The organism is Shewanella sp. Isolate7 (genome assembly GCF_022398425.1).
In the GTDB taxonomy this organism is placed as follows: Bacteria; Pseudomonadota; Gammaproteobacteria; order Enterobacterales; family Shewanellaceae; genus Shewanella.
The window spans coordinates 38,161-62,733 of the sequence record NZ_JAKEVJ010000024.1 but is presented as its reverse complement, the minus strand read 5'-3'; the positions used below and the strand labels follow the sequence as shown (position 1 = coordinate 62,733).

The 24,573-nt window shown below is 56.3% G+C and carries 20 protein-coding genes and 1 riboswitch; of the genes, 19 read left to right on the top strand and 1 reads right to left on the bottom strand.

The window, feature by feature from the left end; genetic code table 11:
- Positions 1-1,024 (top strand): hypothetical protein (locus tag L1D47_RS07915; protein WP_239883857.1); only part of this gene is annotated, 1,024 nt, incomplete at its 5' end.
- A 16-nt stretch (positions 1,025-1,040) separates the two neighbouring features.
- Entirely contained in the window at positions 1,041-1,619 is a 579-nt protein-coding gene (locus tag L1D47_RS07910) for a hypothetical protein (protein ID WP_239883856.1), read from the top strand.
- Positions 1,620-2,352: 733 nt separating this feature from the next.
- On the opposite strand, the gene metH is transcribed toward L1D47_RS07910, so the two are convergent.
- Complete coding sequence (gene metH / locus L1D47_RS07905) at positions 2,353-6,075, bottom strand: methionine synthase (RefSeq protein ID WP_239883855.1); 3,723 nt, start codon at positions 6,073-6,075, stop codon at positions 2,353-2,355.
- A 353-nt stretch (positions 6,076-6,428) separates the two neighbouring features.
- Between metH and L1D47_RS07900 the strand changes: the two genes are divergently transcribed.
- From L1D47_RS07900 to L1D47_RS07820, 17 genes are all read left to right on the top strand, one after another.
- Positions 6,429-7,040: a histidine phosphatase family protein gene (locus L1D47_RS07900; protein ID WP_239883848.1), complete on the top strand. Its 612-nt coding sequence runs from the start codon at positions 6,429-6,431 to the stop codon at positions 7,038-7,040.
- 52 nt (positions 7,041-7,092) lie between these two features.
- A riboswitch (cobalamin riboswitch) is annotated at positions 7,093-7,273 on the top strand.
- Positions 7,274-7,479: 206 nt separating this feature from the next.
- On the top strand, positions 7,480-8,295 hold the full coding sequence (locus tag L1D47_RS07895) for an ABC transporter ATP-binding protein (protein WP_239883862.1): 816 nt from the start codon (positions 7,480-7,482) through the stop codon (positions 8,293-8,295).
- Entirely contained in the window at positions 8,289-9,332 is a 1,044-nt protein-coding gene (locus L1D47_RS07890) for an iron ABC transporter permease (RefSeq protein ID WP_239883846.1), read from the top strand. Before L1D47_RS07895 ends, L1D47_RS07890 begins: the two co-directional genes overlap by 7 nt.
- 64 nt (positions 9,333-9,396) lie before the next feature.
- Positions 9,397-10,425, top strand: a complete 1,029-nt coding sequence (gene cobT / locus L1D47_RS07885) for a nicotinate-nucleotide--dimethylbenzimidazole phosphoribosyltransferase (protein ID WP_239883845.1) — start codon at positions 9,397-9,399, stop codon at positions 10,423-10,425.
- 42 nt (positions 10,426-10,467) lie between these two features.
- Entirely contained in the window at positions 10,468-11,235 is a 768-nt protein-coding gene (locus tag L1D47_RS07880) for an adenosylcobinamide-GDP ribazoletransferase (protein ID WP_239883836.1), read from the top strand.
- Positions 11,232-11,768 carry a bifunctional adenosylcobinamide kinase/adenosylcobinamide-phosphate guanylyltransferase gene (gene cobU, locus L1D47_RS07875; protein WP_239883834.1) on the top strand — a complete coding sequence of 179 codons (537 nt, stop codon included), beginning with the start codon at positions 11,232-11,234 and terminating at the stop codon, positions 11,766-11,768. Before L1D47_RS07880 ends, cobU begins: the two co-directional genes overlap by 4 nt.
- Before the next feature lie 74 nt (positions 11,769-11,842).
- Complete coding sequence (locus L1D47_RS07870; RefSeq protein WP_239883832.1) at positions 11,843-13,384, top strand: cobyric acid synthase; 1,542 nt, start codon at positions 11,843-11,845, stop codon at positions 13,382-13,384.
- 37 nt (positions 13,385-13,421) lie between these two features.
- A complete protein-coding gene (gene cobO, locus L1D47_RS07865) occupies positions 13,422-14,039 on the top strand; it encodes a cob(I)yrinic acid a,c-diamide adenosyltransferase (protein WP_239883830.1) in 618 nt (205 codons plus the stop codon).
- Between the two features lie 641 nt (positions 14,040-14,680).
- A complete protein-coding gene (locus L1D47_RS07860) occupies positions 14,681-15,478 on the top strand; it encodes a cobalamin-binding protein (protein WP_239883859.1) in 798 nt (265 codons plus the stop codon).
- A 28-nt stretch (positions 15,479-15,506) separates the two neighbouring features.
- Positions 15,507-15,890 carry an MAPEG family protein gene (locus tag L1D47_RS07855; protein ID WP_239883822.1) on the top strand — a complete coding sequence of 128 codons (384 nt, stop codon included), beginning with the start codon at positions 15,507-15,509 and terminating at the stop codon, positions 15,888-15,890.
- 301 nt (positions 15,891-16,191) lie between these two features.
- Positions 16,192-17,454 (top strand): HlyD family efflux transporter periplasmic adaptor subunit, encoded by a 1,263-nt coding sequence (locus L1D47_RS07850; protein WP_239883815.1) that lies wholly within the window; start codon positions 16,192-16,194, stop codon positions 17,452-17,454.
- 11 nt (positions 17,455-17,465) lie between these two features.
- Positions 17,466-17,702 carry a hypothetical protein gene (locus L1D47_RS07845; RefSeq protein ID WP_041508502.1) on the top strand — a complete coding sequence of 79 codons (237 nt, stop codon included), beginning with the start codon at positions 17,466-17,468 and terminating at the stop codon, positions 17,700-17,702.
- A gap of 555 nt (positions 17,703-18,257) precedes the next feature.
- On the top strand, positions 18,258-18,980 hold the full coding sequence (locus L1D47_RS07840; protein WP_041508503.1) for an ABC transporter ATP-binding protein: 723 nt from the start codon (positions 18,258-18,260) through the stop codon (positions 18,978-18,980).
- Positions 18,981-18,991: 11 nt separating this feature from the next.
- Entirely contained in the window at positions 18,992-20,302 is a 1,311-nt protein-coding gene (locus L1D47_RS07835) for an ABC transporter permease (protein ID WP_239883813.1), read from the top strand.
- Positions 20,303-20,312: 10 nt separating this feature from the next.
- A complete protein-coding gene (locus tag L1D47_RS07830) occupies positions 20,313-21,509 on the top strand; it encodes an FtsX-like permease family protein (protein ID WP_239883810.1) in 1,197 nt (398 codons plus the stop codon).
- A gap of 107 nt (positions 21,510-21,616) precedes the next feature.
- Positions 21,617-23,137 carry a sigma-54 dependent transcriptional regulator gene (locus L1D47_RS07825; protein WP_239883808.1) on the top strand — a complete coding sequence of 507 codons (1,521 nt, stop codon included), beginning with the start codon at positions 21,617-21,619 and terminating at the stop codon, positions 23,135-23,137.
- The gene (locus L1D47_RS07820; protein WP_239883806.1) at positions 23,137-24,510 is read left to right on the top strand and encodes an ATP-binding protein; all 1,374 of its coding nucleotides are present in this window, start codon (positions 23,137-23,139) and stop codon (positions 24,508-24,510) included. The genes L1D47_RS07825 and L1D47_RS07820 overlap by 1 nt, the downstream gene beginning before the upstream one ends.
- Positions 24,511-24,573: the final 63 nt, after the last annotated feature.

Below are 24,573 nucleotides of genomic sequence, written 5' to 3'. Positions count from 1 at the left end.
TTTTTATGGTATTGCTATGTCTAGTAACAGAAGTGGTGTGGAACGATTAGTATGGTTTTACTTTCTTGGGTTAAAGAGTGTGCCAAGAGCAAGGAATAGTGATGGTGTAATTGAATCAAGCATTTTACCGGTTAAAAACTTAGACGAATTAGAGGATGACATTATCGGTAAGATTGGTTTTGAGCACTCATATAAAATAAATGGACATAAGGCAGTACTCACTTTGCAAGATGCTAAAGTCTCTGATTGTGGCCGTTGTTTTATGTTACTAGTAAATGTTTCAGATACAGCTGGTTCAACAAAAGTAATAAGGGATAACAAGGACCATTCTAGAAGATATTTTTCGCTTGAAAAAGGAAAGGATCAAGGTTTTGAGTATTCATCACATGTTCTAATTTACAGGGAAAAAGACTCTAAAGGTAAGTACACTACTCTTGTGGAGAAGACACCGATATTATCTACCCACTATATATGTTTGTTTTTAAATAAGGTTATCTTTAGTATCTCAAAAGAGAAAGAGGAAGAGTATAAAGTTAAGCAAGAATTTGGGGTTTTGGATAGTGATACAGGAAAGGTAAGGGAAATTAGATATAAACCATTTTTTCAGCTAGAAAGTAAACCTGATGAAAATTTCATGGATGCTATTAAAACTGGTACATTTTCTTCAATTTCTTTGGTTAGTCGGGTAGAGAAAACAATAAATGGTGCAGATTCTAATGTGGAAATTATTGAAACACAAAGAGAGGTTAAGTTGAGTACTAAATTAAACTCAACTACAGCATCATTTTTTAGCAGTATAAAACAATATTACAGTGATAGTTTTGATACTGTTAAGGTCTCTTACAAGTCTGGTGGTATTAACTCTTCTGCTTCATTTGATATATCTAACATTTCTGCAGATGGTCTGGAAAAGGTAGTGACCCAAAAGGTCATAATTGAGGGTTTTGTAGATACTTTAAAGGATGCATATGATAAGATATCAAGCGATATTGTAGAAAAAATGTTAGATGTGACATTGCATTAATCTTTAAGGGATAATCATGCTAATCTCTCAAATAATAAGTCCTTTAAACTATTTAAAAGTAAAGGGGATGAAATCGAAGGTTATGTTTGATTGGATATTTCCTGCTTTATTGACTGGGTTTAGTTGCTTTTACTTATATTTGGTTTCTGGTTGGGATTTGGGTTTTATTGTCTTAGAGTCTAAGTTTATTGATAAGCTTTTATCATTCACGGCACTCCTTCCTGGTTTTTTTATAGCTGCATTAGCTGCAATAGCAACATTCCCAAGAAAAGAAATAGACTGCGCCTTAGATAACCCTAAAGTAAGTCCTACTATAAAAGTTAATTATATTGATAGAAATGGAGAGCATCATAGAAAACATATACTAATTTCTCGAAGAGTATTTTTATGTGTATTGTTTTCTTTTGTTACTTTCGAATCTGTAGTTTTGCTTTTGATTAATCTATTTTCTTCGGTTACGGTGGTTTCAGTTGAGAGTTATTATGTTCTGGCCTCACTTTATGTGTTTTTTGTGTTGTTTGTTTTTTGGCAAATGCTAACGGCTGCGTTTTTGGGTTTGTATTACTTAAGTTTTAGAATTCATCTCCTTCGCTAATTTACTAATTATATGGAACCAATCACCAGTAAGTTAGTGACTAGTTAGTATTAAATAGTGAGGTTTTATGGTTGAAGTGGCTGAGAGTAAAAGGCTAACCAGCATTGGGCTAGCATTTTATATCGCTATGACAAGTATTATCTTATCTGGGTTCATAATTTCTAGCCTGTATCCCAGCTCGTTTTTGGGCATTATTACTCAAAGTCTCCTAAATTCGATAGTTTATGCTCTGGTTGTGGCTATTCCTTTTATTGTTCTTGAAAGGTATTTAGCCCAAAAAGGTATCCTGTTAGTTACCAATGACCAGGGTGACTGACCCCTTCAGAATAGGTCAGATGCTGCAACAAGTCCCCATTGAAGTTGCCGGAGTGGATTGCAGAAAATTACGTGATTGAGGCAGGGATGCCGAAATAGCCTCAGATGAGCCATGGATGGCGAATATGAGGCGATAGTGATTTTCAAAAAGACACGAAGGATCACAACTTCGTCTGGGGCGCCGAGGGATTTCCAAAAGGGGAACAGGCGCTTTTCCCCTTTTGGTCGGGTGTGGGTTGAAGACCCACGACTTACCTCGGCCGCAAGGCCGTATCCGCCAAGCGGTGTGAAATGGAACCCCACGACTTACCTCGGCCGTAAGGCCGTATGGGTTAGTGAGGCGAAGCCTTAGAACTAATATTCAAACGAAGTTTGGGTAATCAAAGGAGTCAAGGTGATGACTCCAGAGCACTTCCCGTTACACATCATAGTCAAGTACTGGAGCCAACCAGCGCTCGGTTTCCTCCACACTCATCCCTTTACGCTTGGCGTAATCCTCCACCTGATCTTTACCTATGTTGGTCACGCCGAAGTAACGTGACTGCGGGTGGGCGAAGTACCAGCCGGAGACGGCGGCGGTGGGGAACATGGCGTAGCTCTCGGTGATCTTGAGATCTATGGTCTCATCCGGCTTAAGTAGCTCCCACAGCAGGCCTTTCTCCGTGTGATCCGGGCAGGCGGGGTAGCCGGGAGCCGGGCGTATGCCCTTGTATTTCTCGCGGATCAGCGCCTCGTTATCCAGGTTCTCGTCGGCGGCGTAGCCCCAGAACTCCTTACGCACCCGTTCGTGCATCCGCTCGGCGAAGGCCTCCGCCAGGCGGTCGGCCAGACACTTGAGCATGATGGCGCTGTAGTCGTCGTGGTTGGCCTCGAAGCGGGCCACATGTTCGTCGATGCCGTGGCCAGCGGTGACGGCGAAGCCGCCCATGTAGTCGGCGACGCCCGAGTCTTTCGGTGCGACGAAGTCGGCGAGACAGAAGTTGTCGTTGCCCACCCGCTCTATCTGCATCCGCAGATGGTGGGTGGTCATCTCGAGTTCGCTGCGTGATTCATCCTTGTAGATCTCGATATCATCGAAGTTGACCGTGTTGGCAGGGAAGAGGCCGATGACCGCCTTCGCCGTGAGCCACTTCTCTTCGATGATGGTGTTGAGCATTGCCTTGGCATCTTGGTAGAGCTTGCGCGCCTCTTCGCCCACCACCTCGTCGTCGAGGATCTTGGGGAAGTGACCGTGCAGTTCCCAGCTACGGAAGAAGGGGGTCCAGTCGATGCGATCGACCAGATCCTCCAGCGGATAGTCGTCGAACACCTGTCTGCCAAGCCTATTCGGCACAAAAGGCTTATGGCTCTGCCAATCCTGCTGGCAGCGGTTCTCCCGCGCCGCCGCAATTGAGACTATCTGCTTGCGCTTGGCCTGTGAGTTACGCTTGTCGCGCATCTCCTGGTATTCGCCGTAGGCGGCGTCTATGGTCGCCTGGCGTGTGTCATCGTTGATCAGCTTGGCCACCATGGGCACGGCGCGTGAGGCATCGGCGATATAGATGGCGCCCTCGGGGGCGTGGGGGGCGATTTTCACCGCGGTGTGGATCTTAGAGCAGGTGGCGCCGCCTATGATGGAGGGGATATTCAGCCCCGCCTTGTGGAAGGCTTTCACATTGTGCACCATCTCATCCAGACTCGGGGTGATCAGCCCCGACATGCCGATGATATCGACATTTTCCGCCTTGGCGACCTCGATGATCTTCTCGACCGGCACCATGACGCCGAGATCCACCACCTCATAGCCGTTACAGGCCAGCACCACGCCGACGATGTTCTTGCCAATGTCGTGCACGTCACCCTTTACCGTGACCATGAGGATCTTGCCGTTGGACTGGCCCTCGACCTTTTCGGCCTCGATGAAGGGGTTGAGATAGGCCACGGCCTTCTTCATCACCCGCGCCGATTTCACTACCTGGGGCAGGAACATCTTGCCCGAGCCAAACAGATCGCCCACCACATTCATGCCGTCCATCAGCGGGCCCTCGATCACGTCCAGCGGGCGGCTGGCCTGCTGGCGGGCCTCTTCGGTGTCCTGGTCGATAAACTCTGTGATCCCCTTGACCAGCGCGTGCTCCAGACGCTTGTTGACCGGCCAGCTGCGCCACTCGAGATCTTCCTTCTTGGCGCCCGCCGCCCCATCGCCACGGTATTGCTCGGCGATCTCAAGCAGCTGTTCTGTGTTGTTTGAATCTTTAACCGGGCAGGGCAGGTTTTGCACCACGGCCTCCACCTTGGCCTTAAGCTCTGGGTCGATATCGTCATAGATCGCCAGCTGTCCGGCGTTGACTATGCCCATGTCCATCCCCGCCTGAATGGCGTGATAGAGGAACACGGCATGGATCGCCTCACGCACCGGATTGTTGCCGCGGAAGGAGAAGGAGACGTTAGACACGCCGCCTGAGATCATCGCATGGGGCAGGGTACGCTTGATCTCGCGCGTGGCCTCGATGAAGTCCACCGCATAGTTGTCATGCTCCTCAATGCCAGTGGCGATGGCGAAGATGTTGGGGTCGAAGATAATGTCTTCCGGTGGGAAGCCTACCTTATCCACTAATACCCTGTAGGCGCGGGTACAGATCTCTATCTTGCGCGCCTTGGTATCGGCCTGGCCGACTTCGTCGAAGGCCATGATGATGGCCGCGGCGCCGTAGCGCTTCACCAGCGTGGCCTGCTCGATAAACTTCTCTTCACCCTCCTTGAGGGAGATGGAGTTGACCACGCCCTTGCCCTGGATGCACTTGAGCCCGGCCTCGATTACCTCCCACTTGGAGGAGTCGATCATGATGGGCACCCGGCTGATGTCCGGCTCGGAGGCGATAAGGTTGAGGAACTTCTGCATCACCTCGACGCCATCGAGCATGCCTTCATCCATGTTGATGTCGATGATCTGGGCGCCGTTCTCCACCTGATCCCGGGCGACCGACAGGGCCTCTTCATATTCTCCCGTCTTGATAAGCCTGAGAAACTTGGCCGAGCCGGTGACGTTGGTGCGCTCGCCCACGTTCACAAACAGGGAGTCGGCGTCTATGGTCAGCGGCTCAAGGCCCGACAGGCGACAGGCCACCGGCAGATCCGGCAATTGACGGGCGCTATGCTTGATGACGGCAGCGCGTATTGCCTTGATATGTTCCGGTGTAGTGCCACAGCAGCCGCCGATGATGTTGAGCAAGCCTTCCTGGGCCCAGGGGCCAATGACCTTGGCCATCTGCTCCGGCGTCTCGTCGTAGCCGCCAAACTCGTTGGGTAGGCCTGCGTTGGGGTGGGCCGACACATAACACTCGGCGATCTTCGACAGCTCCTCGACATAGGGGCGCAGCTCCTGTGGCCCCAGGGCGCAGTTGAGGCCGATAGACAGCGGCTTCACATGGCGCAGCGAGTTGTAGAAGGCCTCAGTGGTCTGCCCCGTCAGGGTACGGCCCGAGGCATCGGTAATGGTGCCAGAGATCATCACCGGCAGGCGCTGGCCCAGCTGGTCGAACAGGGTCTCAATGGCAAACAGCGCCGCCTTGGCGTTGAGGGTATCGAAGATGGTCTCCACCATGATGATGTCGGCGCCACCTTCGATAAGGGCCTGGGTCGATTCTAGATAGGCCGCTACCAAGTCGTCGAAATAGATGTTGCGATAGCCAGGGTCGTTGACATCCGGGCTGATGGAACAGGTGCGGTTGGTGGGGCCGAGTACCCCGGCGACATACACCTCGCGGCCGGTCTCGGCGGCGACTTCATCGCAGGCGGCGCGGGCCAGGCGGGCACCTTCGAGGTTGATCTCCTTCGACAGGTCCTGCATCTCATAGTCGGCCATGGCCACGCGGGTGGCGTTGAAGGTGTTGGTCTCTATGATATCGGCGCCGGCCAGCAGGTAATCCTTGTGGATCTGCTTAATCAGCTTGGGTTGGGTCAGTACCAGCAGGTCGTTGTTGCCCTTGAGATCGCAGGGCCACTGCTTGAAGCGCTCGCCGCGAAAGTCGGCCTCCTCCAGTTTGTGGTTCTGGATCATGGTGCCCATGGCGCCGTCGAGGATCAAAATTTCCTTATTGAGCCGCGCGCGGATCGCATCGTTAATCTGCCTTACGTTTCGAACGGGGGATTGGGTCGCCATAACTTTTACCTACTTCAACTGACCTGTGCCTAATCTGACTCTTCTTAAGGGCTCTGCCTGAGGCTCTGCCTGAGTGTCGACGTTTTATTTTAATTTTGGATGTATAAACGTATAGACGTCTATACTAATCGACTTATAATACTCAGGGCAAGTCAAAAGAGTATAAGCACAAATCTGGTTTTACTTCGAGGGAGGCGGGGCGCTGGGTGTAAGGGTTAAGGCGCTGTGGCCTTATCCGAAAGCTTGATTATTTTGAAAGTTTTTCAATACCTTATTCATCTTTAATTGCCAAGCGAGTCTCCCAGGGCGTATGCTGATAACGACTCAACTTGAAAAGGTTTAATGCTGGGGTTATGACGCAAACGACACTCTATTTGATGCGCCACGGTGAATGCGAAGGCGGCAACCTGCTTCGCGGACACAGCGATCAACCGCTTACCGAGATAGGTTTCGCCCAGATGCAGCTGGCCTATGCCAAGCTGCCCGAGGCGGTGGACAGGGTGATCAGCTCGCCGCTGTCACGCTGCCGCGTGTTTGCCGAGCATCTAACCAGCAAGAATCAGGTCAAGGTGGCGCTGGACGCCGGATTGAAGGAGGTTTACTTCGGTCGCTGGGACGGTCAGCCGATTCCTGAGCTGCATGCAGATCATGGCGCCGAGCTCACCGCCTACTGGCAGGACCCTTGGGTCAATCCATTGCCCGAGGGCGAGCCCATGGCGGCGTTCGAACAGCGTGTCGACGAGGTGGTCGAGCAACTTGTGCATCAGCACAGCGGCGAGGTGCTCTTGCTCATCACCCACGGCGGAGTGATTCGTCACCTGATGGCCAAGGCGCTCGGGGTCGAGCGCGCGGTGGGTTTCTATACCCGCTTGAGTCTGGATTACGCCAGCGTGGTCAAGGTAAGCCATTACCGCGATAAGGCGGGAGAAAGTTTCTGGCGTCTGCACTGGCATGACGCCGAGTGAGTCCGGCCTTGTGTCGGCGGCAAAATTTAGCATAATAACCGGGCGCAGGGACCGCCTGCGCCGGGAGTATGGTGTCGAGATCGCTAAGGCGAGAACTCGGACTTAATAGGGAATTGGGGAAGGCCGAGCGCCACTAGCCCAAACTGTGCCCGCAACTGTGAGTGTGCCCGCCAACTGGTTTTATCCTTTGGTCGCCACGAGTCAGGATACCTGCCTACTCTCTAACCACTATCTCAAGCGGGTGACTTGAGGGAAGCAAAAGATGAAGAATTCCTCGGGGCCGCAAAAGGCCCAAGGGCGATGGCGCCTCGGCGTGAGTCGTTTGGAGGGCGTGTAGTTGAACGCCCGTACAGATCAAGATCCACTCCCCGCACATGACCTAGGCGATGGCACAGGTGATGGCTTATATAAAGGCTTTGACGAGGGCTTAGACGCGAAGGTGGCGCTGTCGGTGCGCGACCTCGGCTGGCGCTGCGGCGAGCGCGCCATATTGTCTCAGGTTAATCTGGCGCTGCCCGAGGGCAAGATGCTGGGGATCATTGGCCCCAACGGTGCCGGTAAGTCCAGCCTGCTGCGTTGCCTCTATCGTTTTCTCACCCCGAGCCAAGGGGAGATCACCCTGTTTGGTCAGCCCATTGCCAGCCTGAGTGCCAGGGCCTTTGCCCGCGAGGTGGCGGTGGTGTTGCAGGATACGCCGCAACATTTCGATATGACGACGGCCCAGCTGGTGGCCCTCGGACTCACGCCTCACAAGCAGGCGTTCTCTCTGACGACCAAGGCTGACCGTCTGGCGGTGAGTCAGGCGCTGGAAACCGTAGGGCTTAAGGAGCGCGCCGGGCAGACCTACGCCTCCCTCTCCGGCGGCGAGAAGCAGCGGGCGCTTATCGCCCGCGCCATAGTGCAGCAGCCCAAGTTGCTGATCCTCGACGAACCCACTAACCACCTGGACATACGTTATCAGATCCAGATCCTCGAGCTGCTCAAGACCTTGGGGATCACTGTGGTGATCTCGATTCACGACCTAAACCTCGCCAGCGCTCTGTGCGATCACCTGTTGCTGCTGGATCAGGGCCGGGCCGTGGCGCAGGGAAGCCCCAAACAGGTGCTGAGCGAGGCGCAGATTGCCAAGGTGTTCGGCGTCTGCTGTCAGGTAGCGCCCCATCCTCAGCATGGTAACCCGCAGATCCACTATTTCTATGGCTATCACAACAATCAGCCGGGGGCTCAGCGAGATAAAGGAGGCGACTCATGCTGAGCGCTAGTCTGAGTCAGGGCGGGCGATATGGCGCCTTGCAGCAACTGGCCTTCGTCTGTCTGGGGCTCTTGACCCTGGCGACCCCGGTGCTGGCGGTGAGTTTCGGTGCGGCGCAGATAGGCGTTGCCGAGGTGCTGGAGCTGCTGCTGGCTAAGCTGAGCGGCGCCGACCCCGGCGGCGTGACCGCGAGGATCATCATAGAGCTGCGTCTGCCACGTATCTTGCTGGCTTTTATCGCCGGATTCGGCCTGGCCCTGGCGGGCGCGGTGTTACAGACGGTGACCCGCAACCCTTTAGCCGACCCCTATCTGTTTGGTATCTCCTCGGGCGCCTCGCTGGGGGCCGTGGTGGTGATCACCCTGCTGGGCGGCGCAACCGGTGTCCTGGCCAGCGTCGGCCTGCCGCTGGGGGCCTTCATCGGTGCCAGCCTGGCGGTGATGATGGTGCTGGCTTTGTGCGGGCGGGATCTGAATACTCAGATAGAGCGCATGCTGCTCTCTGGGGTGGCGATCTCATTCCTGTTTGGGGCGCTGGCTAGCCTGATGCTCTATTTCTCCGGGCCGCAATCGGCCGCCTCTGTGCTGTTTTGGAGCCTGGGCAGTTTCGCCAAGGCCAGTTGGTCTATGCTCTGGCTGCCCTGGCTGGTGGTGCTTGGCGCCAGCGTTGTGCTCCTGCTGTTGAAGCGGCAGATCCTCGCCATACAGGCGGGAGACGAGACCGCCCACACCTTAGGGATCCGGGTGCAGCGCCTGCGACTGATCAGCCTGCTGCTCTGCTCCCTGATCACCGCCGTACTGGTGGCAAATTGTGGCGGCATAGGTTTTGTCGGCCTGATGGTGCCCCATATGGTGCGCCTGCTGTTGCCGGGACGCTTCGCGCTCATGCTCACGGCGCTGGTGGGTGGCCTGTTTATGATCTGGGTGGATGTGCTGGCCAGGTGTCTGCTGAGTTACCAGGAGCTGCCCGTGGGGATCATCACGGCTGTGATAGGTAGCCTCTTCTTCCTGTTTATTCTGGGTGGCAAGCGGCGACGTTAGCCCCTGATGCGAATATTGAGTGATGCGAAAGAACTAGGGTGAGTTGTATGTATGAGGGAGCTGTATGTTTGAAGTAGTCGAGGTAAGCAGAGAGTTCGATGCCAGGATACAGGCGCGCATCGACAGCAAGACTAAACCCCTGGGGGCCTTGGGAGAGCTGGAATCCCTGGCGATGACTATCGCCCGGGTGCTGGGGCCCGACAAGCCGCAGATCAGCGCGCCGACCCTGCTGGTGTTTGCCGGCGATCATAGCATCGCCGCCTCGGGGGTCTCTATCGCCCCCAGCGAGGTGACCACTCAGATGGTGATGAACTTCCTGCAAGGCGGGGCGGCAATTAATCTCTTCTGTGCTCAGGCTGGAGTCACCATGGAGGTGATCGACTGCGGCATCGCCCTTGAGATCACCGATCAACCGGCGCTTATCAATCAGCGGCTAGGGGCTGGCACAGGTGCTATTCATCGCGAGAGCGCCATGACCCTGGGCGCGGTCAAACAGGGCTTTGCCATGGCTAAGGAGCGCGTCGCCCTGCACCATAGACGTGGCTGCAACCTGATCGCCTTTGGCGAGATGGGCATAGGCAACACCAGCTCGGCGGCGGCCATCATGGCGGCGCTGCTCGGGCGTGAGGCGGCCGAGTGTGTCGGCCGGGGCACAGGCATAGATGCTGCCACCCTGGCGCGCAAACAGATGCTGGTGGAGCAGGCGCTGTTTCTGCACCGTGAGCAACTGGGCGATCCCTATGGGGTATTGGCCTGTCTGGGCGGGTTCGAGATAGTGCAGATGACAGGCGCCATCCTGGCCGCGGCGGAGCTGAAGATGCTGGTGCTGATCGACGGTTTTATTGCCACGGCGGCGGCCCTGGCGGCGGTGACGATAGCACCTCAGGCGCGGGACTATATGATCTTCGCCCACGAGTCGGACGAGCGCGGCCATAGGCAGATGCTTGAGCACCTCAACGCCAGACCGCTGCTCTCTCTGGGTATGCGTCTGGGTGAGGGGACCGGGGCAGCCTTGGCCGTGCCTCTGGTGCAGGCGGCGGCCAAGTTTTATAACGAGATGGCCTCCTTCGAAGACATGGGCATTTCGATTTAGCGGCAATAGCCATTTGAGGGTTAGCAATAAGGAAAGGCTTAGATGTTCGCCAGAGAGTTAAACCTGTTTTTTATCGCCATGGGCTTCTTTACCCGCATCCCCATGCCTGTATGGGTGGAGGTCGACAACGAGCGCCTCAATCAGGCCAGCCGCTACTTTGCCCTGGTAGGCGTGGTGGTGGGTGGGCTCAGTGCCCTGATCTATGGCCTGACCATACAGATACTGCCTAATAGTGTGGCCGTGCTGTTTGCGATGCTGACGGGGTTGCTGCTCACCGGCGGCTTTCATGAGGACGGCCTGGCCGATACCGCCGACGGTTTCGGCGGTGGCTGGCAGGTGCAGGATAAGCTCACCATAATGAAAGACTCGCGCATCGGCACCTATGGTGTGCTGGCGCTGGTGATGGGGTTGCTGCTGAAATTTGTGTTACTGAGCGAGATCGCCCTGTTCGACGGCGACCTGGTGATCGCCGCGCTGGTGGTGGGTCACTGCTTGAGCCGCATGGTGGCGGCTTCCTTGATCTTCACCGAGACCTATGTCCGTGACGATAGCAGCAGTAAGAGCAAGCCACTGGCACAGTCGCAGACGCTGAACGAGCTGGGGATCTTACTGCTCACGGGTGTGCTGACCCTTTGGCTCAGCGGCATCGCCTCGGCGATATCGCTCTGTCTGTTGTTACTGGCACTCAGGCAGCTGTTGGTGCGTGGCTGTCGACGTCAGATCGGCGGCTATACCGGCGATGTCCTGGGCGCGGTGCAGCAGGTGAGTGAGCTGGTCTGCTACCTCTTTATCCTGGTGATCAGCCTATGATAAACCTTGTGCTGGGCGGTGCCCGCAGCGGCAAGTCGCGCCATGGTGTGGCCCTGGTGGCCGATTATGTGGCCAAGGGGTATGAGTGCCTGTTTGTGGCGACTGCCCAGGGGCTGGATGAGGAGATGCAAGCGCGCATCGCCCGCCATCAGGATGAGCGCCGTTGGGACGGCCTTCCCTGGCAGACCCTGGAGTGTCCGCTAGACTTGAGTGCCTGCATCGACAATCACGCCAGGGAGAACCGGGTGATCTTAGTCGACTGTCTCACCCTCTGGCTCAGCAATCAGCTATTGCAGGGAGACTGGCAGCCGGCCAAGGCGGCGCTGCTAAGCAGCTTGCAGAGTGCGCCGGGGAGCATAGTGCTGATCAGTAACGAGGTGGGCTGGGGCGTAGTGCCGGCCGACCCTCTGAGTCGCCGCTTCGTCGACGAGGCGGGCTGGCTGCATCAGGCGATAGCCGAGCTGGCAGACAGTGTGGTGCTGGTGAGCGCAGGCCTGCCGCTGCATCTCAAGGGCGCGGCGTCAGCCTCCTAGGCAGCGTAAGCAGCTAGGCAACTAAGCTGCTAAGCAACAAGGCAACCAGGTAACAAGATAGGATAAAACAGTTAATGTCAGTCGATAATGCCAGCGCCCAGCGTGAGGCCAAGGCGAGTATCTTGATGGTGCAGGGCACCACCTCGGACGCGGGTAAGAGTACCCTGGTGGCGGGCCTGTGTCGCTACTTTGCCCGCGAGGGACGAAGGGTCGCCCCCTTTAAGCCGCAAAACATGGCGCTCAACAGCGCGGTCACCTCAGATGGCGGCGAGATAGGCCGCGCCCAGGCGTTGCAGGCCGAGGCCTGTTATCTGGCGCCCCATACCGACTTTAATCCCATTCTGCTCAAGCCAAATTCGGATACCAGCTCACAGGTGATAGTGCAGGGCAAGGCACTGTCGCACATGGATGGTCAGGCCTATTTCGGCAAGGACAGTCAGGGCTATCGCACCAAGGCGATGGCGGCGGTGCTCGATTCGCTGTCGCGCCTGCAAAGGCAATATGAGTTGGTGCTGGTGGAAGGGGCCGGTAGCCCAGCGGAGATCAACCTGCGCGAGGGGGATATCGCCAACATGGGCTTTGCCGAGGCGGTAGACTGCCCGGTGATCCTGATCGCCGACATCGACAAGGGCGGGGTGTTCGCCCACATAGTCGGCACACTGGCGCTGCTGTCGGCATCTGAGCGGGCCAGGGTCAAGGGCGTGGTGATCAACCGTTTTCGCGGCGATGTCGCTCTGCTGCAATCCGGCCTGGATTGGCTGGAGGCCGAGATAGACAAGCCTGTGCTCGGCGTCTTGCCCTACCTTAACGATCTGCATCTGGACGCCGAAGATGCCCTGGACGCACGCCAGGTGACCCAGGCGAATAGCCGTTTCCGGGTCTTGGTGTTGGTCTTGCCCCGCATCAGTAATCACACAGATTTCGATCCCCTCAGGCTGCATCCGGATATCGATTTTCGCTACCAAAACATCAATGAGGCCTTCGATGGCCAGCCGATAGAAGCGGATCTCATCATCCTGCCTGGCAGCAAGAGCGTGCGTCAGGATCTGGCAACTCTGTTGGATAAGGGCTGGGATCGCGCCATTAAGCGCCATCTCAGGTATGGCGGCAAGTTAATTGGTATCTGCGGCGGTTATCAGATGCTGGGCCTAGCAATCGAAGACCCGCAAGGGGTCGAGGGCGAGGCGGGCGACAGCGACGGCCTCGGTCTGCTGCCCATAGTCACAGAGCTGACGCCCAACAAGCGGCTGGCTCAGGTGACCGGCAGCCTCAGGCTGGCGGGCAAGGCGGCAGAAGTCAGTGGCTACGAGATCCATTGTGGTCGCTCCAGCCTGTTATCTAAGGCGGCCAAGCCCCTCACCCTAACGAGCGACGAGGGTAACCATTTCACCGAGGGCTGCCTGTCGCAGGATGGGCAGATATTTGGCAGCTATTTGCATGGCCTGTTCGACAGCCCCGAGGCCTGTGCATTGCTACTAGAGTGGGCCGGGCTATCGACAGCATCCACCATAGACCCACAGGCCATCAAACAGGCACAGCTGGATCGCCTGGCCGATACCCTGGCCGAGCATCTGGATATGAGCAGGCTGGGCGCGATCCTCGCGAGTGGTAACTAAAGGGTTTTGAGACTAATGAGTAATCAAAGGAGTAAAGATGAGCGCGGATAACCAGGCGGCAAACGACAAGGCCAAACGTCATAAGGCGCGCCAGCAGAAGGTGAAAGAGGCGGTCGATGCCAAGATCGCCAAGGCCCAGACAGAGAAGGGCGTGCTGCTGGTGATGACGGGCAATGGCAAGGGCAAGACCACCGCCGGTTTTGGCAATATCACCCGCGCCGTGGGCCATGGCAAGAAGGCCGCCGTGGTGCAGTTTATCAAGGGCAACTGGCCCTGCGGTGAGCGCGCCGTGCTGGAGCAGGTAGGCGTCGAGTTTCATGTGATGGCCACTGGCTTCACCTGGGAGACCCAGGACAGAGAGGCCGATACCCTGGCGGCGCTGAGTGCCTGGGAGGCCGCCGAGACTTTGCTTAAAGACGACACCATAGACATAGTGCTGCTGGACGAGCTGACCTACATGGTGAGTTATCACTATCTGGAGCTGGAGAGGGTGCTGGAGGCGCTGAAAAACCGCCCGCCTATGCAGCATGTGATCATCACGGGGCGAGCCTGTCACAGGGCGATTCTGGAGCTGGCGGATACAGTGAGTGAGGTGCAGCCGATAAAGCATGCATTTGAGAATGGCGTTAAAGCCCAGCTCGGCTTCGATTACTAAAAATTGCTTTTGCAGCACTCAATTGCGGCGTTGCGTCCTCATTCACGGCTCGCCTACCTATAGGTATGTCTTCGCCGTTCATTGCGGGGCGCCTTGCTCTTGAGCACTTCATGACGCAATTTGGATTTCTGCCTGTTTGCTCCTGTGGCGGTATTGTCTGCGCTGACTCACCCAATCACATACTCGTGTATGCTCATGGGCTGAGCCAGCTTGACGGCTTAGCCACAGAAGCAAACAGATTGAAATGAAGGATATAGGCTTCATGACGCAATTTGGATTTCTGCCTGTTTGCTCCTGTGGCGGTATTGTCTGCGCCAGTTCACCCAATCACATACTCATGTATGCTCATGGGCTGAGCCAGCTTGACGGTTTGGCCACAGAAGCAAACAGATTGAAATGGGCGAGTGGATTTTCTTCGAGCTCACCACGGTGGCGTTATTGTCTTCATTTCTACTGCCAATCACATACTTATATATGCTCATGTCAGTAGAAAATCGACGGCTTAGCCACCGCGGCGATCTCTGTGAAAAATTGATTGGGATGGCGGGTTGAAATGTTTGATTGCGAACAAGTTATTGTTCTGTCAGCTTAATATGGAAAGGGAAAAGGAATCGATGAAGATAAGGGTTAAGCTGTGGCTGATGTTGGCCTTGTTGCTGTGTGCGCCTGGGCTTAAGGCGGCGCCTGCGAAGCGGATCATCGCCTTGTCGCCCCATGGGGTGGAGATGCTATTTAGCATAGGGGCGGGTGACAGTGTGGTTGCCACTACAGATCACGCGGATTTTCCCGATGCGGCCAAGGCGATTCCGCGCATCGGCGGTTACTATGGCGTGCAGATAGAGCGAGTGATCGAGTTAGACCCAGATCTTATCGTCATCTGGGGCGGCGGCAATAAGCGCGAGGATATCGAGCGCCTGACCCAGCTGGGTTACCCCATCTATGACAGCGATCCTAAGAGCTTGGAGGCGGTGGCGGAGGATCTGCTGGCGCTGGGTAAGCTGACCGGTAAGGAGGTTGAGGCGCAGCGGGTGGCCGAGCAGTACCTGATTGGCCTTAAGACGCTGAGAGAGGAGTACCGCGCCAAGGCGCCGGTGAGCGTCTTCTACCAGCTCTGGTCAGTGCCTCTGATGACGGTTTCCAGGGGGAGCTGGATAGAGCAGATCATCGAGGTCTGTCATGGCGAGAATGTGTTTATCGATGCGGGTAACGAGTATCCCCAGGTGAGCCTGGAGGCGGTGCTGCTCAAGCGTCCTCAGGTGATTCTGCAGAGTCAGGATGAGGGCAATGTCAGCGGCATCGACTGGTCGGCCTGGCAGGAGATCCCGGCGGTGAAGCAGCATAATATCTATCAACTGGATGCCGACCTCTTGCATCGCGCCACGCCTAGGGCCATCTTAGGGGTTGAATCTCTGTGCCAAGCCCTGGATCGGGCGAGATAATTTTCGATATAAAATAAGGAGAACGTCGATGACTATGTTACTGGCCTGCCTACTCCTGGCCATGTTGCTACCCTACTTAGCCAAGGTGCCAGTGGCCATGGCGATGGCCAAACAGGGGGGCTATGACAATGCCTATCCCAGGACCCAGCAGGCGCAGCTCACTGGCTTTGGTGCCCGGGCCTTGGCGGCCCATCAGAACGCCTTCGAGTCCCTGCTTATCTTCGCCGTGGCGGCGCTGACCGTGATAGCGCGGGACAAGGTGGACGATACAGTCGGCCTGTTGGCCCTGGTGCACGTGTTGGCCAGATGCGCCTATCATCTCCTCTATCTGCTGGACAAGAGCACGCTGCGCTCCCTCTCCTGGTTTGTGGCCATTATCGCCGCCTTCGCCATCTTCGCCCGGGCGTTTTAAGCCTCTATAGGCTAGTTCCTTATCAGCCCTCTATTAGCATTAGCCCTCTAAACCGTCCTGTACAGGCGGTGAGAGGGCCTGAATAATGCCCTCGTTCTCTTTCACATCTCCCCATCTGTCCGCTTTTACTCATTTGCGGACACCTGGGGAAAATGACCGGACACTTTTGCGGGTGTCCGCGGACACTTTCATCGAGCGATGAACGGACGAGTTTACTTNATATAAAAGTTGGCACGACAATTGTAATCCTAATGGGCAGAAATCGACTCGGTCGAGTAACGGACACTGTTAGGGATAAACAATGATTAAAGATACCAGCGCACAAGATAAGCAAGTTGCCCCCAGCTTAGGACGTCGTATCAAATGGCCTGTCACTATCGGCGCAGGCGTACTCCTGGTTTCTGGTCTGGTTTGGGCCAGCGTCAGCGGCAGCAGCGTGAGCGAGTCTATCGACCGTAGTGAGCTGCGTTTTGCCACCCTTGAGCGTGGCACCCTAGTACGTGACATCGCCTCGACCGGCAAGATAGTCGCCGCCAACGCCCCCATCCTATACGCCCCCGAGAAGGGCACGGTTACCCTTATCGCCAACCCGGGTGACAAGGTGGATCAGGGCCAGGTGGTAGCAACCATAGAGAGCCACAGCCTGACCAATAGCCTCAAGCAGCAACAGGCGCTGCTGGAAGGGATGCAGAGCAGCCTTGAGCGTGCCCGCCTCGATGCCCGCCGCGACCAACTCAAGGCGATACAGACCCTAGACATGGCCAAGGTGGATCTGGAGGCGGCGGATCGCGAGAGCCGTCGTGGCGACCAGCTGATCGAGTCCAGCCTGATCTCCAAGATAGATTATGAGAAGAGCAAGGATGAGCTACACAAGGCCAAGTTGCTCTACGCCCACGCCCAGCAGGAAGCCGAGCTGATGAAAGATACCTTGAGCTTTGAGCTGAAGAATAAGGCCTCCGAGGTGGATCGTCAGGCCTTAGTGGTTAGCGAGCTGGAGCGTCAGGTGGCGGCGCTGAGTATCACCGCGCCCGTCGGCGGCATCATAGGTAACTGGCTGACCGAGCAGAAGGCCCGCATCGGCCAGAGTCAGCCCATTTTGACCGTCGTGGACCTGAGCGCCTTCGAGGCCGAATTGGCGGTGCCAGAGTCCTACGCCGACGAGCTGGGTCTGGGCATGGATGTCGAGCTGAACTTCGGCGGCCAACTGGTGATGGGCAAGCTGTCGGCCATCTCCCCCGAGGTGCGTAACCGTGAGGTGACCACCCGAGTGCGCTTCGCGCAGCAAGATTCGCTGCACCTGCGTCAGAACCAGCGCCTGTCGGCCCGCGTCCTGCTGGAAAACCGTCCCGACGTGCTCATGGTCAAGCGTGGCCCCTTCGTCAACAGTGGCGGCGGCACTTTGGTCTATGCGGTCAAGGGCGATCTGGCCGAGCGCACCGAGATCCAGCTGGGTGCCCGCAGCATGAGCCATATAGAGGTGGTCTCGGGCGGCGAGGCGGGTGAGCAGTGGATCATCTCCTCCACCGACGCCTTTAAGAACGCCGCGCAAGTATTGATACGCTAAGGAGCGAAGCGATGAAGTCCCTGATAACAAGCCTTAATCCGCAGAGAGTGGTCGCAAGCCTGGCTCTATTACTCCTGCTGGTGGCGACTCAGGTCTATACCCAGAATGCCTCAGACTGGTTTCTGCTTGGGCTCAACATTATCGAAGCGACCGGCATGCATGGGCAGGCCGTCGATAGCAACCAACTTCCCGACGTCGCCAGAGTTGGCGGTGATTTAACTCAATGGTTATTGGCCCGATTGTCTTAGGGAAGGTGCGAATAAGTCCCGTGCTTGCTCTGCGTGTGCTTAAAGTGGATAGATGCAAGGCACAGTTTGCAGCGAATGGCCCTAGTCCTTCGCAAGAACTGTAACGCAGCAAATACCGCTGTAAGCCTCGCCCTGCGGGGCTTTGATAGCAACACCATTTCGGCGTTATTCAACTTCAGCAGGCCTCGGCATGCCCTCAGTTGAATGCCTTGAACTGTCGCTGCTATCAAAGCCAGAGCTGTGCGTGCTTGCTCTGCGTGTGCTTAAAGTGGATAGATGCAAGGCACAGTTTGCAGCGAATGGCCCTAGTCCTTCGCAAGAACTGTAACGCAGCAAATACCGCTGTAAGCCTCGCCCTGCGGGGCTTTGATAGCAACACCATTTCGGCGTTATTCAACTTCAGCAGGCCTCGGCATGCCCTCAGTTGAATGCCTTGAACTGTCGCTGCTATCAAAGCCAGAGCTGTGCGACGACTTGTTCGCACCTTCCTTAGTTGTAGGCATAGGTGAAATAGCAAACTGAATAACGCGATACAAGAAACAAAGGAAACAACCCATGTTAACGATGAAAAATATCAACAAGGTGTTTAAAACGGATTTGGTGGAAACCCATGCGTTACGGGATTTCAATCTCGAGGTGAAAGAAGGCGAGTTTGTCGCCGTCACCGGACCGTCTGGTTCGGGCAAGACCACCTTTCTCAACATCGCCGGCCTGCTAGAGGGCTTTACCAACGGCGAATATCATCTGGACGATGTCAACATCTCCAACCTGAGCGACAACAAGGCAGCCGCCATTCGCAACGAGAAGATAGGCTTTATCTTTCAGGGCTTTAACCTTATCCCCGATCTTAACCTGGCGGAGAATGTCGAGGTGCCACTGCGCTACCGCGGCTTTAGCGGCAAGGAGCGTCAGCGCCGGGTGAAGGCCGCGCTGGAGCAGGTAGGCCTGGGCGCGCGTATGAAGCATCTGCCATCACAACTTTCCGGTGGTCAGCAGCAGCGTGTGGCGATTGCCCGCGCCCTGGCTGGCGAACCAAGATTTCTCCTCGCCGACGAGCCAACAGGTAACTTGGACAGCCTGATGGCTCGTCAGGTGATGGAGCTTTTAGAAGAGATCAACAAGGCGGGCACCACCATCATCATGGTGACCCATGATCCCGAGCTGGCGCGCCGCGCCCAGCGCAATATTCAGATCGTCGATGGTCAGGTGTGTGACTTCACCCTGTATCAGGGCGGCCAGTCGCACCTGGTCGATACGGCCGAAAAAGTGGCCAGCTAAGGAGAGTGAGCATGTTTCTATACTATGTCGATCTGGCCTGGCGCAGCATACGCAAGACGCCGATTCTGTCATTGCTCATGGTGCTGGCCATCTCCGTGGGGATAGGCATCACCATCACTACGCTCAATGTCTACTCTATGATGGCCTATAACCCGGCCGGTGAGCGCTCGGAGCAGCTCAATGCCATTCAGCTCTGGTCGCAGGGGCCGGACACCTGGGATGACTTTCATCGCCTGATCACCTACCAGGATGCGATGAACCTGCGTAAGGGCAATGTGGCTAATGCTCAGGCGGCCATGTTCCGTAGCGGCATGGCGGTGCAGGCAGACAACCCAGAGGTACTGCCCAGACTGCAAGGCATCAGGGTGACCGACGGCGATTTCTTCAAGATGTTTGAGGTGCCCTTCATCTATGGTAATCGCTGGGACAAGGCGGTGGACCTAGATCCTGCCTATCAGGCGGTGATTGGCGAGAAACTCAACCAGAAGCTGTTTGGCGGCGAGAATAGCGTCGGCAAGACCATCTACCTCAACCGTAAGCCCTATCAGGTGGTGGGGGTGATCGGCGACTGGAATCCTCAGCCTAAGTATTACGATCCGACCAGTGGCGCCTTCGCCAAATCGGAGCAGATCTATATTCCCTTTTCGCTGGCGGCAACCGAGGAATTTAGCGTCTGGGGTAACTCCTCAGGTTGGAAACATGAGCCGATGAACAACTATCAGGACAGGTTGAATTCGGAGAAGGTGTGGCTGGAGTTTTGGACCTATCTGCCGAGCGCGGAAGATCGCGCCGCCTATAAGAACTACTTGGCCAACTATGTCGAGCAGCAGAAGGAGCTGGGTCGTTTCACCGATAACAAGTCACCTGTCGACTCTGTGCTTATGTCAGATGTCGACGGCTGGTTGGAGCGCAGCCATGTGGTACCGGAAGATAACAAGATTCTGGTGGGACTGAGCGCCCTGTTCCTCAGCGTCTGCCTGGTGAATATCCTCGGCCTGATGCTGACCAAGTTTCTTAAGCGTGCGCCGGAGGTGGGTGTCAGACGCGCCATCGGCGCCAGCCGGGCACAGATCTTCTCTCAGTACATGGTGGAAGTGGGCGTCATCGGCCTGTTTGGTGGCCTGGTAGGACTCTTATGGGCCTGGGGCGCCCTCTATGCCCTGTCGGCACGCTTCGGTGTCGCCGAGGGACTGACCCATCTCTCCATGAGCATGTGGTTGATCACCCCTAGTATCGCAGTAGGTACCGCACTGCTGGCCGGACTCTATCCAGCCTGGGTAGTGTGCCGCACTAAACCAAGCGTCTACTTGAAGAGCCAATAAGGGATTGAAAATGCTTAATATTAAACCAATTTTTAGCAGTTTGCTCCGCAGTAAGAGCGGCCCGGTATTGCTGCTGGTACAGATAGTTTTGTCGGTGGCCATAGTCGCCAACGCCAGCTTCATCATCCATGAGCGTCTCGAGATGATGCAGCGTGACTCTGGCATCGCCGAAGAGGAGGTGTTGACCTTTAGTGTGTTTAACTTCGACCCCAGCATAGATGGCGAACAGCAGAATAAGATCGATCAGCAGATCCTGCGCGGATTGCCAAACGTGCAGGCGGCCACCTCCACTAACATGTTGCCCCTGAGCGGCAGTGGTTGGTCGAGCACCCTCAACCTGGGGCCTGATCCTGAGACGGCCAAGTCGACGCCGCAGTTTGCCATGTACCTGGGCACAGAGCATACGGTTAAGACGCTTGGGCTCAAGCTTATCGAGGGACGTAACTTTTACGCCGATGAGATCAACACGAGCGTCAACGATCCCGGTAAGCTGGCGATCATCTCCAAGGCATTTGGTGAGGCGGTATGGCCGGGTGAGTCGGCCATCGGCAAGTTGCTCTATGTCGATGATGAGCAGCTTGAGGTGATAGGCGTGGTGGAGAAGTTTCAGGGCGCCTGGGTCGACAGCGACGATCTGGAATACAGTGTGATCCACAACGTCGACTTTGCCGGTTACAGCTATATGGTGCGCGCCGCGGCCAGCCAACATGAGGCGCTGCAGGATGCCATCGTCAAGGCGCTGATGAAGGAGAATCCTAACCGGGTGATCGACGATTTCCAGTCTGTCGCCGAGGTGAAGAAGCGCTCCTACAGTGACCATGAGCTGATGATAACCGTGCTCTCCATGATGGTGGTCTTACTGCTGTTGATCACGAGTCTGGGGCTGACAGGTATGGTGATGTTCAACATCCAGCGCCGCACCAAGCAGATAGGTACCCGTCGCGCGCTGGGCGCTACCAAAGGGGATATCCTTCGCCTCTTCCTGGTGGAGAACTACCTCATCTGTATCTCGGGCGGGGTGTTAGGCGCCTGTCTGGCGGTACTGCTTGGACAACAGCTGATGAAATACTATGACCTGCCGCAGCTCAACCTCTTCTATCCGGTCGTGACGGTAGTGGGTATGATGCTGGTGACCACCATTGCCGTGGTATTGCCGGCGCGCAAGGCGGCCAACATCTCGCCAGCCATGGCGACCCGCAGCGTCTAGCCTGATCTTTAACTCAGGGCGCTAAACAAGAGACACCGAAAGCGTTTGCCCTTTTCATCGGCGGCGCTTTCGGTTAGTTTGTTGTTTTTATGTGAAAATAAGAATATATGGATACGATTCTCATCGTCGACGACAATCAGGCTGTATGCAGTGCATTGTCTTTGATGCTCGAACTCAATGGATTTAAGACCCTAAGTTGTTTCTCTCCCGAAGAGGCGCTGCGCCTGGTGGCGGAGCAGGAGATCGCCCTGGTGATCCAGGACATGAACTTCACTCAGGACACCACCTCGGGCGAGGAGGGCAAGCGCCTGTTCTACGATATCCGCGCCAGTCAGCCGCAATTGCCTATCATACTCTTGACCGCCTGGACGCAACTGGAACTGGCGGTAGAGCTGGTTAAAGAGGGCGCCGCCGATTACATGGGCAAGCCCTGGGACGATGATAAGCTGCTCAACAGCGTCAATAACCTGATCTCCCTGCACGCCCTGTCGCGGCAAAACTCTCAGCTGGCCCGCTCAGAGCACCAGCGGATGTCGGCGATCAAAGATGCCGATCTCTGCGGCATCGTCTTCGGCAGCGGCGCCATGCAGCGCTGCATCGATCTGGCGCTGCAGATCGCCAAGTCCGATGTCTCTGTGTTGATCACTGGACCAAACGGTGCCGGTAAGGACAAGCTGGCAGACATACTGCACGCCAACTCGCCCCTCAAGCATAAGCCCTTCATCAAGGTGAATATCGGCGCCCTGCCCATGGAGCTGCTGGAGGCCGAGCTGTTTGGCGCCGAGGCCGGCGCCTTCACCGGTGCCAACAAGGCACGTATCGGTCGCTTCGAGGCGGCCGACGGTGGCACCCTGTTTCTCGACGAGATAGGCAACCTGCCGCTGTCGGGTCAGGTGAAGCTGCTGCGGGTGTTGCAGACCGGCGAGTTCGAACGCCTGGGCAGCCATCAGACCCGTAAAGTTAAGGTGCGGGTGATCAGCGCCACCAACGCGGACCTTGCCGAGGATATCGCCAGCGGCCGTTTTCGTGAGGATCTCTTCTACCGTCTCAATGTGATCGAGCTGGCGCTGCCGCCCCTGAATCAACGCCAGGACGACATTCTGCCCCTGGTGAATCACTTCATCGGTCAGGACTTTAGCCTAAGTAAGCCCACCCAGGAGGCGCTGGTGAGCTATCCCTGGCCCGGCAATGTGCGCGAGCTGGAGAATGCCTGTAAGCGGGCGGTCATTCTGGCCGCCAGCCCGACGCTGACCATGGCCGACTTTGGTTTGAAGCCTGTGAGCGGCTCAAAACCTGTGAGCGGCGCGTCAGCCACCTCTGAGTCCACGCCGAGTGGGGTCACTACGCAGCAGGCTAATGCTCAGCAATCGGCTCAGCAATCGGCTCAGCAAACGGCTCAGCAACCGGCTCAGCAAGAGCCTCTGCAACAGGGCGGGGGGGCGCAAGTCTCGACTCCCGCCGAGTCCCAGCCAGAAGTTAACAGACCTCAGGCGTACGAACCCACCGGGGCCGATATCGAGCTGGCCCTGGCGGAGCATAATGGGGTGATCGCCCGGGTGGCCAAGTCTCTGGGACTGAGTCGTCAGGCGCTCTATCGCCGCATGGAAAAATTTGGGATAGAGAAGTAATGCCTGCGCTGCGCACTAAACTCATCTGGGGCAATGTGATTGCCAGCCAACTGGCGATCGGCCTGTTTGTTCTGCTGCTCAATTGGCTGGCGCCCGAGCTGTACCACAAGGTCGCGCCTGAGCTGCTGGCGGCCTGCTTCTTGTTGTCCGGGGGGCTGGCCTGGCTCTTGAGTCGCTGGCTGACCCGAGGACTCTCCACCAGTCTTAAGGCGCTGGAGGTGGGGCTACTCAACATCAAGGACAATGATTTCAGCGTCAACATCCCAGTGAGCGGCGATAGTCAGCTCAAGGCGCTGGCCAGCCTGTTTAACGAGTCGGCGGCGGTGCTGCGCCGCGAGCGCCAGTATATCTATCAACGTGAGTTGCTGCTGGACAAGGTGATTCAAAGCTCGCCCAATGTGATGGTGTTGCTCGATGACCGTCAGCGGATCATCTACGCCAACGACGCCGCCCGGCACCTGTTTGCCAAGGGGGCAAGGATAGAGGGCAGCATGCTAGATGAGCTGCTCGATGGTGTCAGCGAGGAGCTGGCCGGCGCGGTCAACAATCCCAAGGGCGGCCTGTTTACCCTGGCAAGTGTGGAGGAGGGCGGCGAAGATGAGACCTGGCATCTCTCCCGTGGCCGCTTCCTGCTCAACGGCCAGTATCATCACCTGATCCTGCTGAAGCAGATGACCCGTGAGCTGAACCGTCAGGAGGTGGCGGTGTGGAAGAAGGTGATTCGCATCATCAGCCACGAGCTGAACAATTCGGTGGCGCCCATCGCCTCCATGGTGAACTCGGGACGCAAGCTGACAGAGCCGCTGGATGATCTTAAGCTCAAGCTGATCTTCGATACCATAGAGGATAGGACCAGCCATTTGAGCCAGTTTATCTTCAACTATGCCCGCTTCGCCAAGCTGCCGCTGCCGAAGAAGAGTGAGGTGGATTGGCATAAGCTGGTTGCCCAGTTGGCGGAGCATTTCAGCTTCAGCTTAGTGGGGGAGCTGCCCCAGGGCTGTGGCTATTTCGACCTGATTCAGCTGGAGCAGGTGCTGCTGAATCTGCTTAAGAACGCCCACGAGTCGGGATCGCCGGCAGAGGCGATCAGCCTCAGCGTCAGGGCCCAGCGCCTGAGTGATGGCAGTGATGGGGTGAGTATCGAGATCTGTGATGGCGGCAGCGGCATGTCCCCAGAGGTGCTGACCCAGGCGCTATTGCCATTCTATTCCACTAAGCAATCGGGAACGGGTCTTGGCCTGCCTCTGTGCAGGGAGATCATCGAGGCCCACGATGGCCGTATCAGCTTGCATAACCGTGAACCCAAGGGGCTGACGGTGCGCATCTGGCTGCCTGATGATGCCGCCCAGCCGCTGGAGCAGGCAAGCGCCTAAAGTTTTTTTCCCGATATTAGAGTCCGTTTATCAATAAAAAACACCGCCAATTGGCGGTGTTTT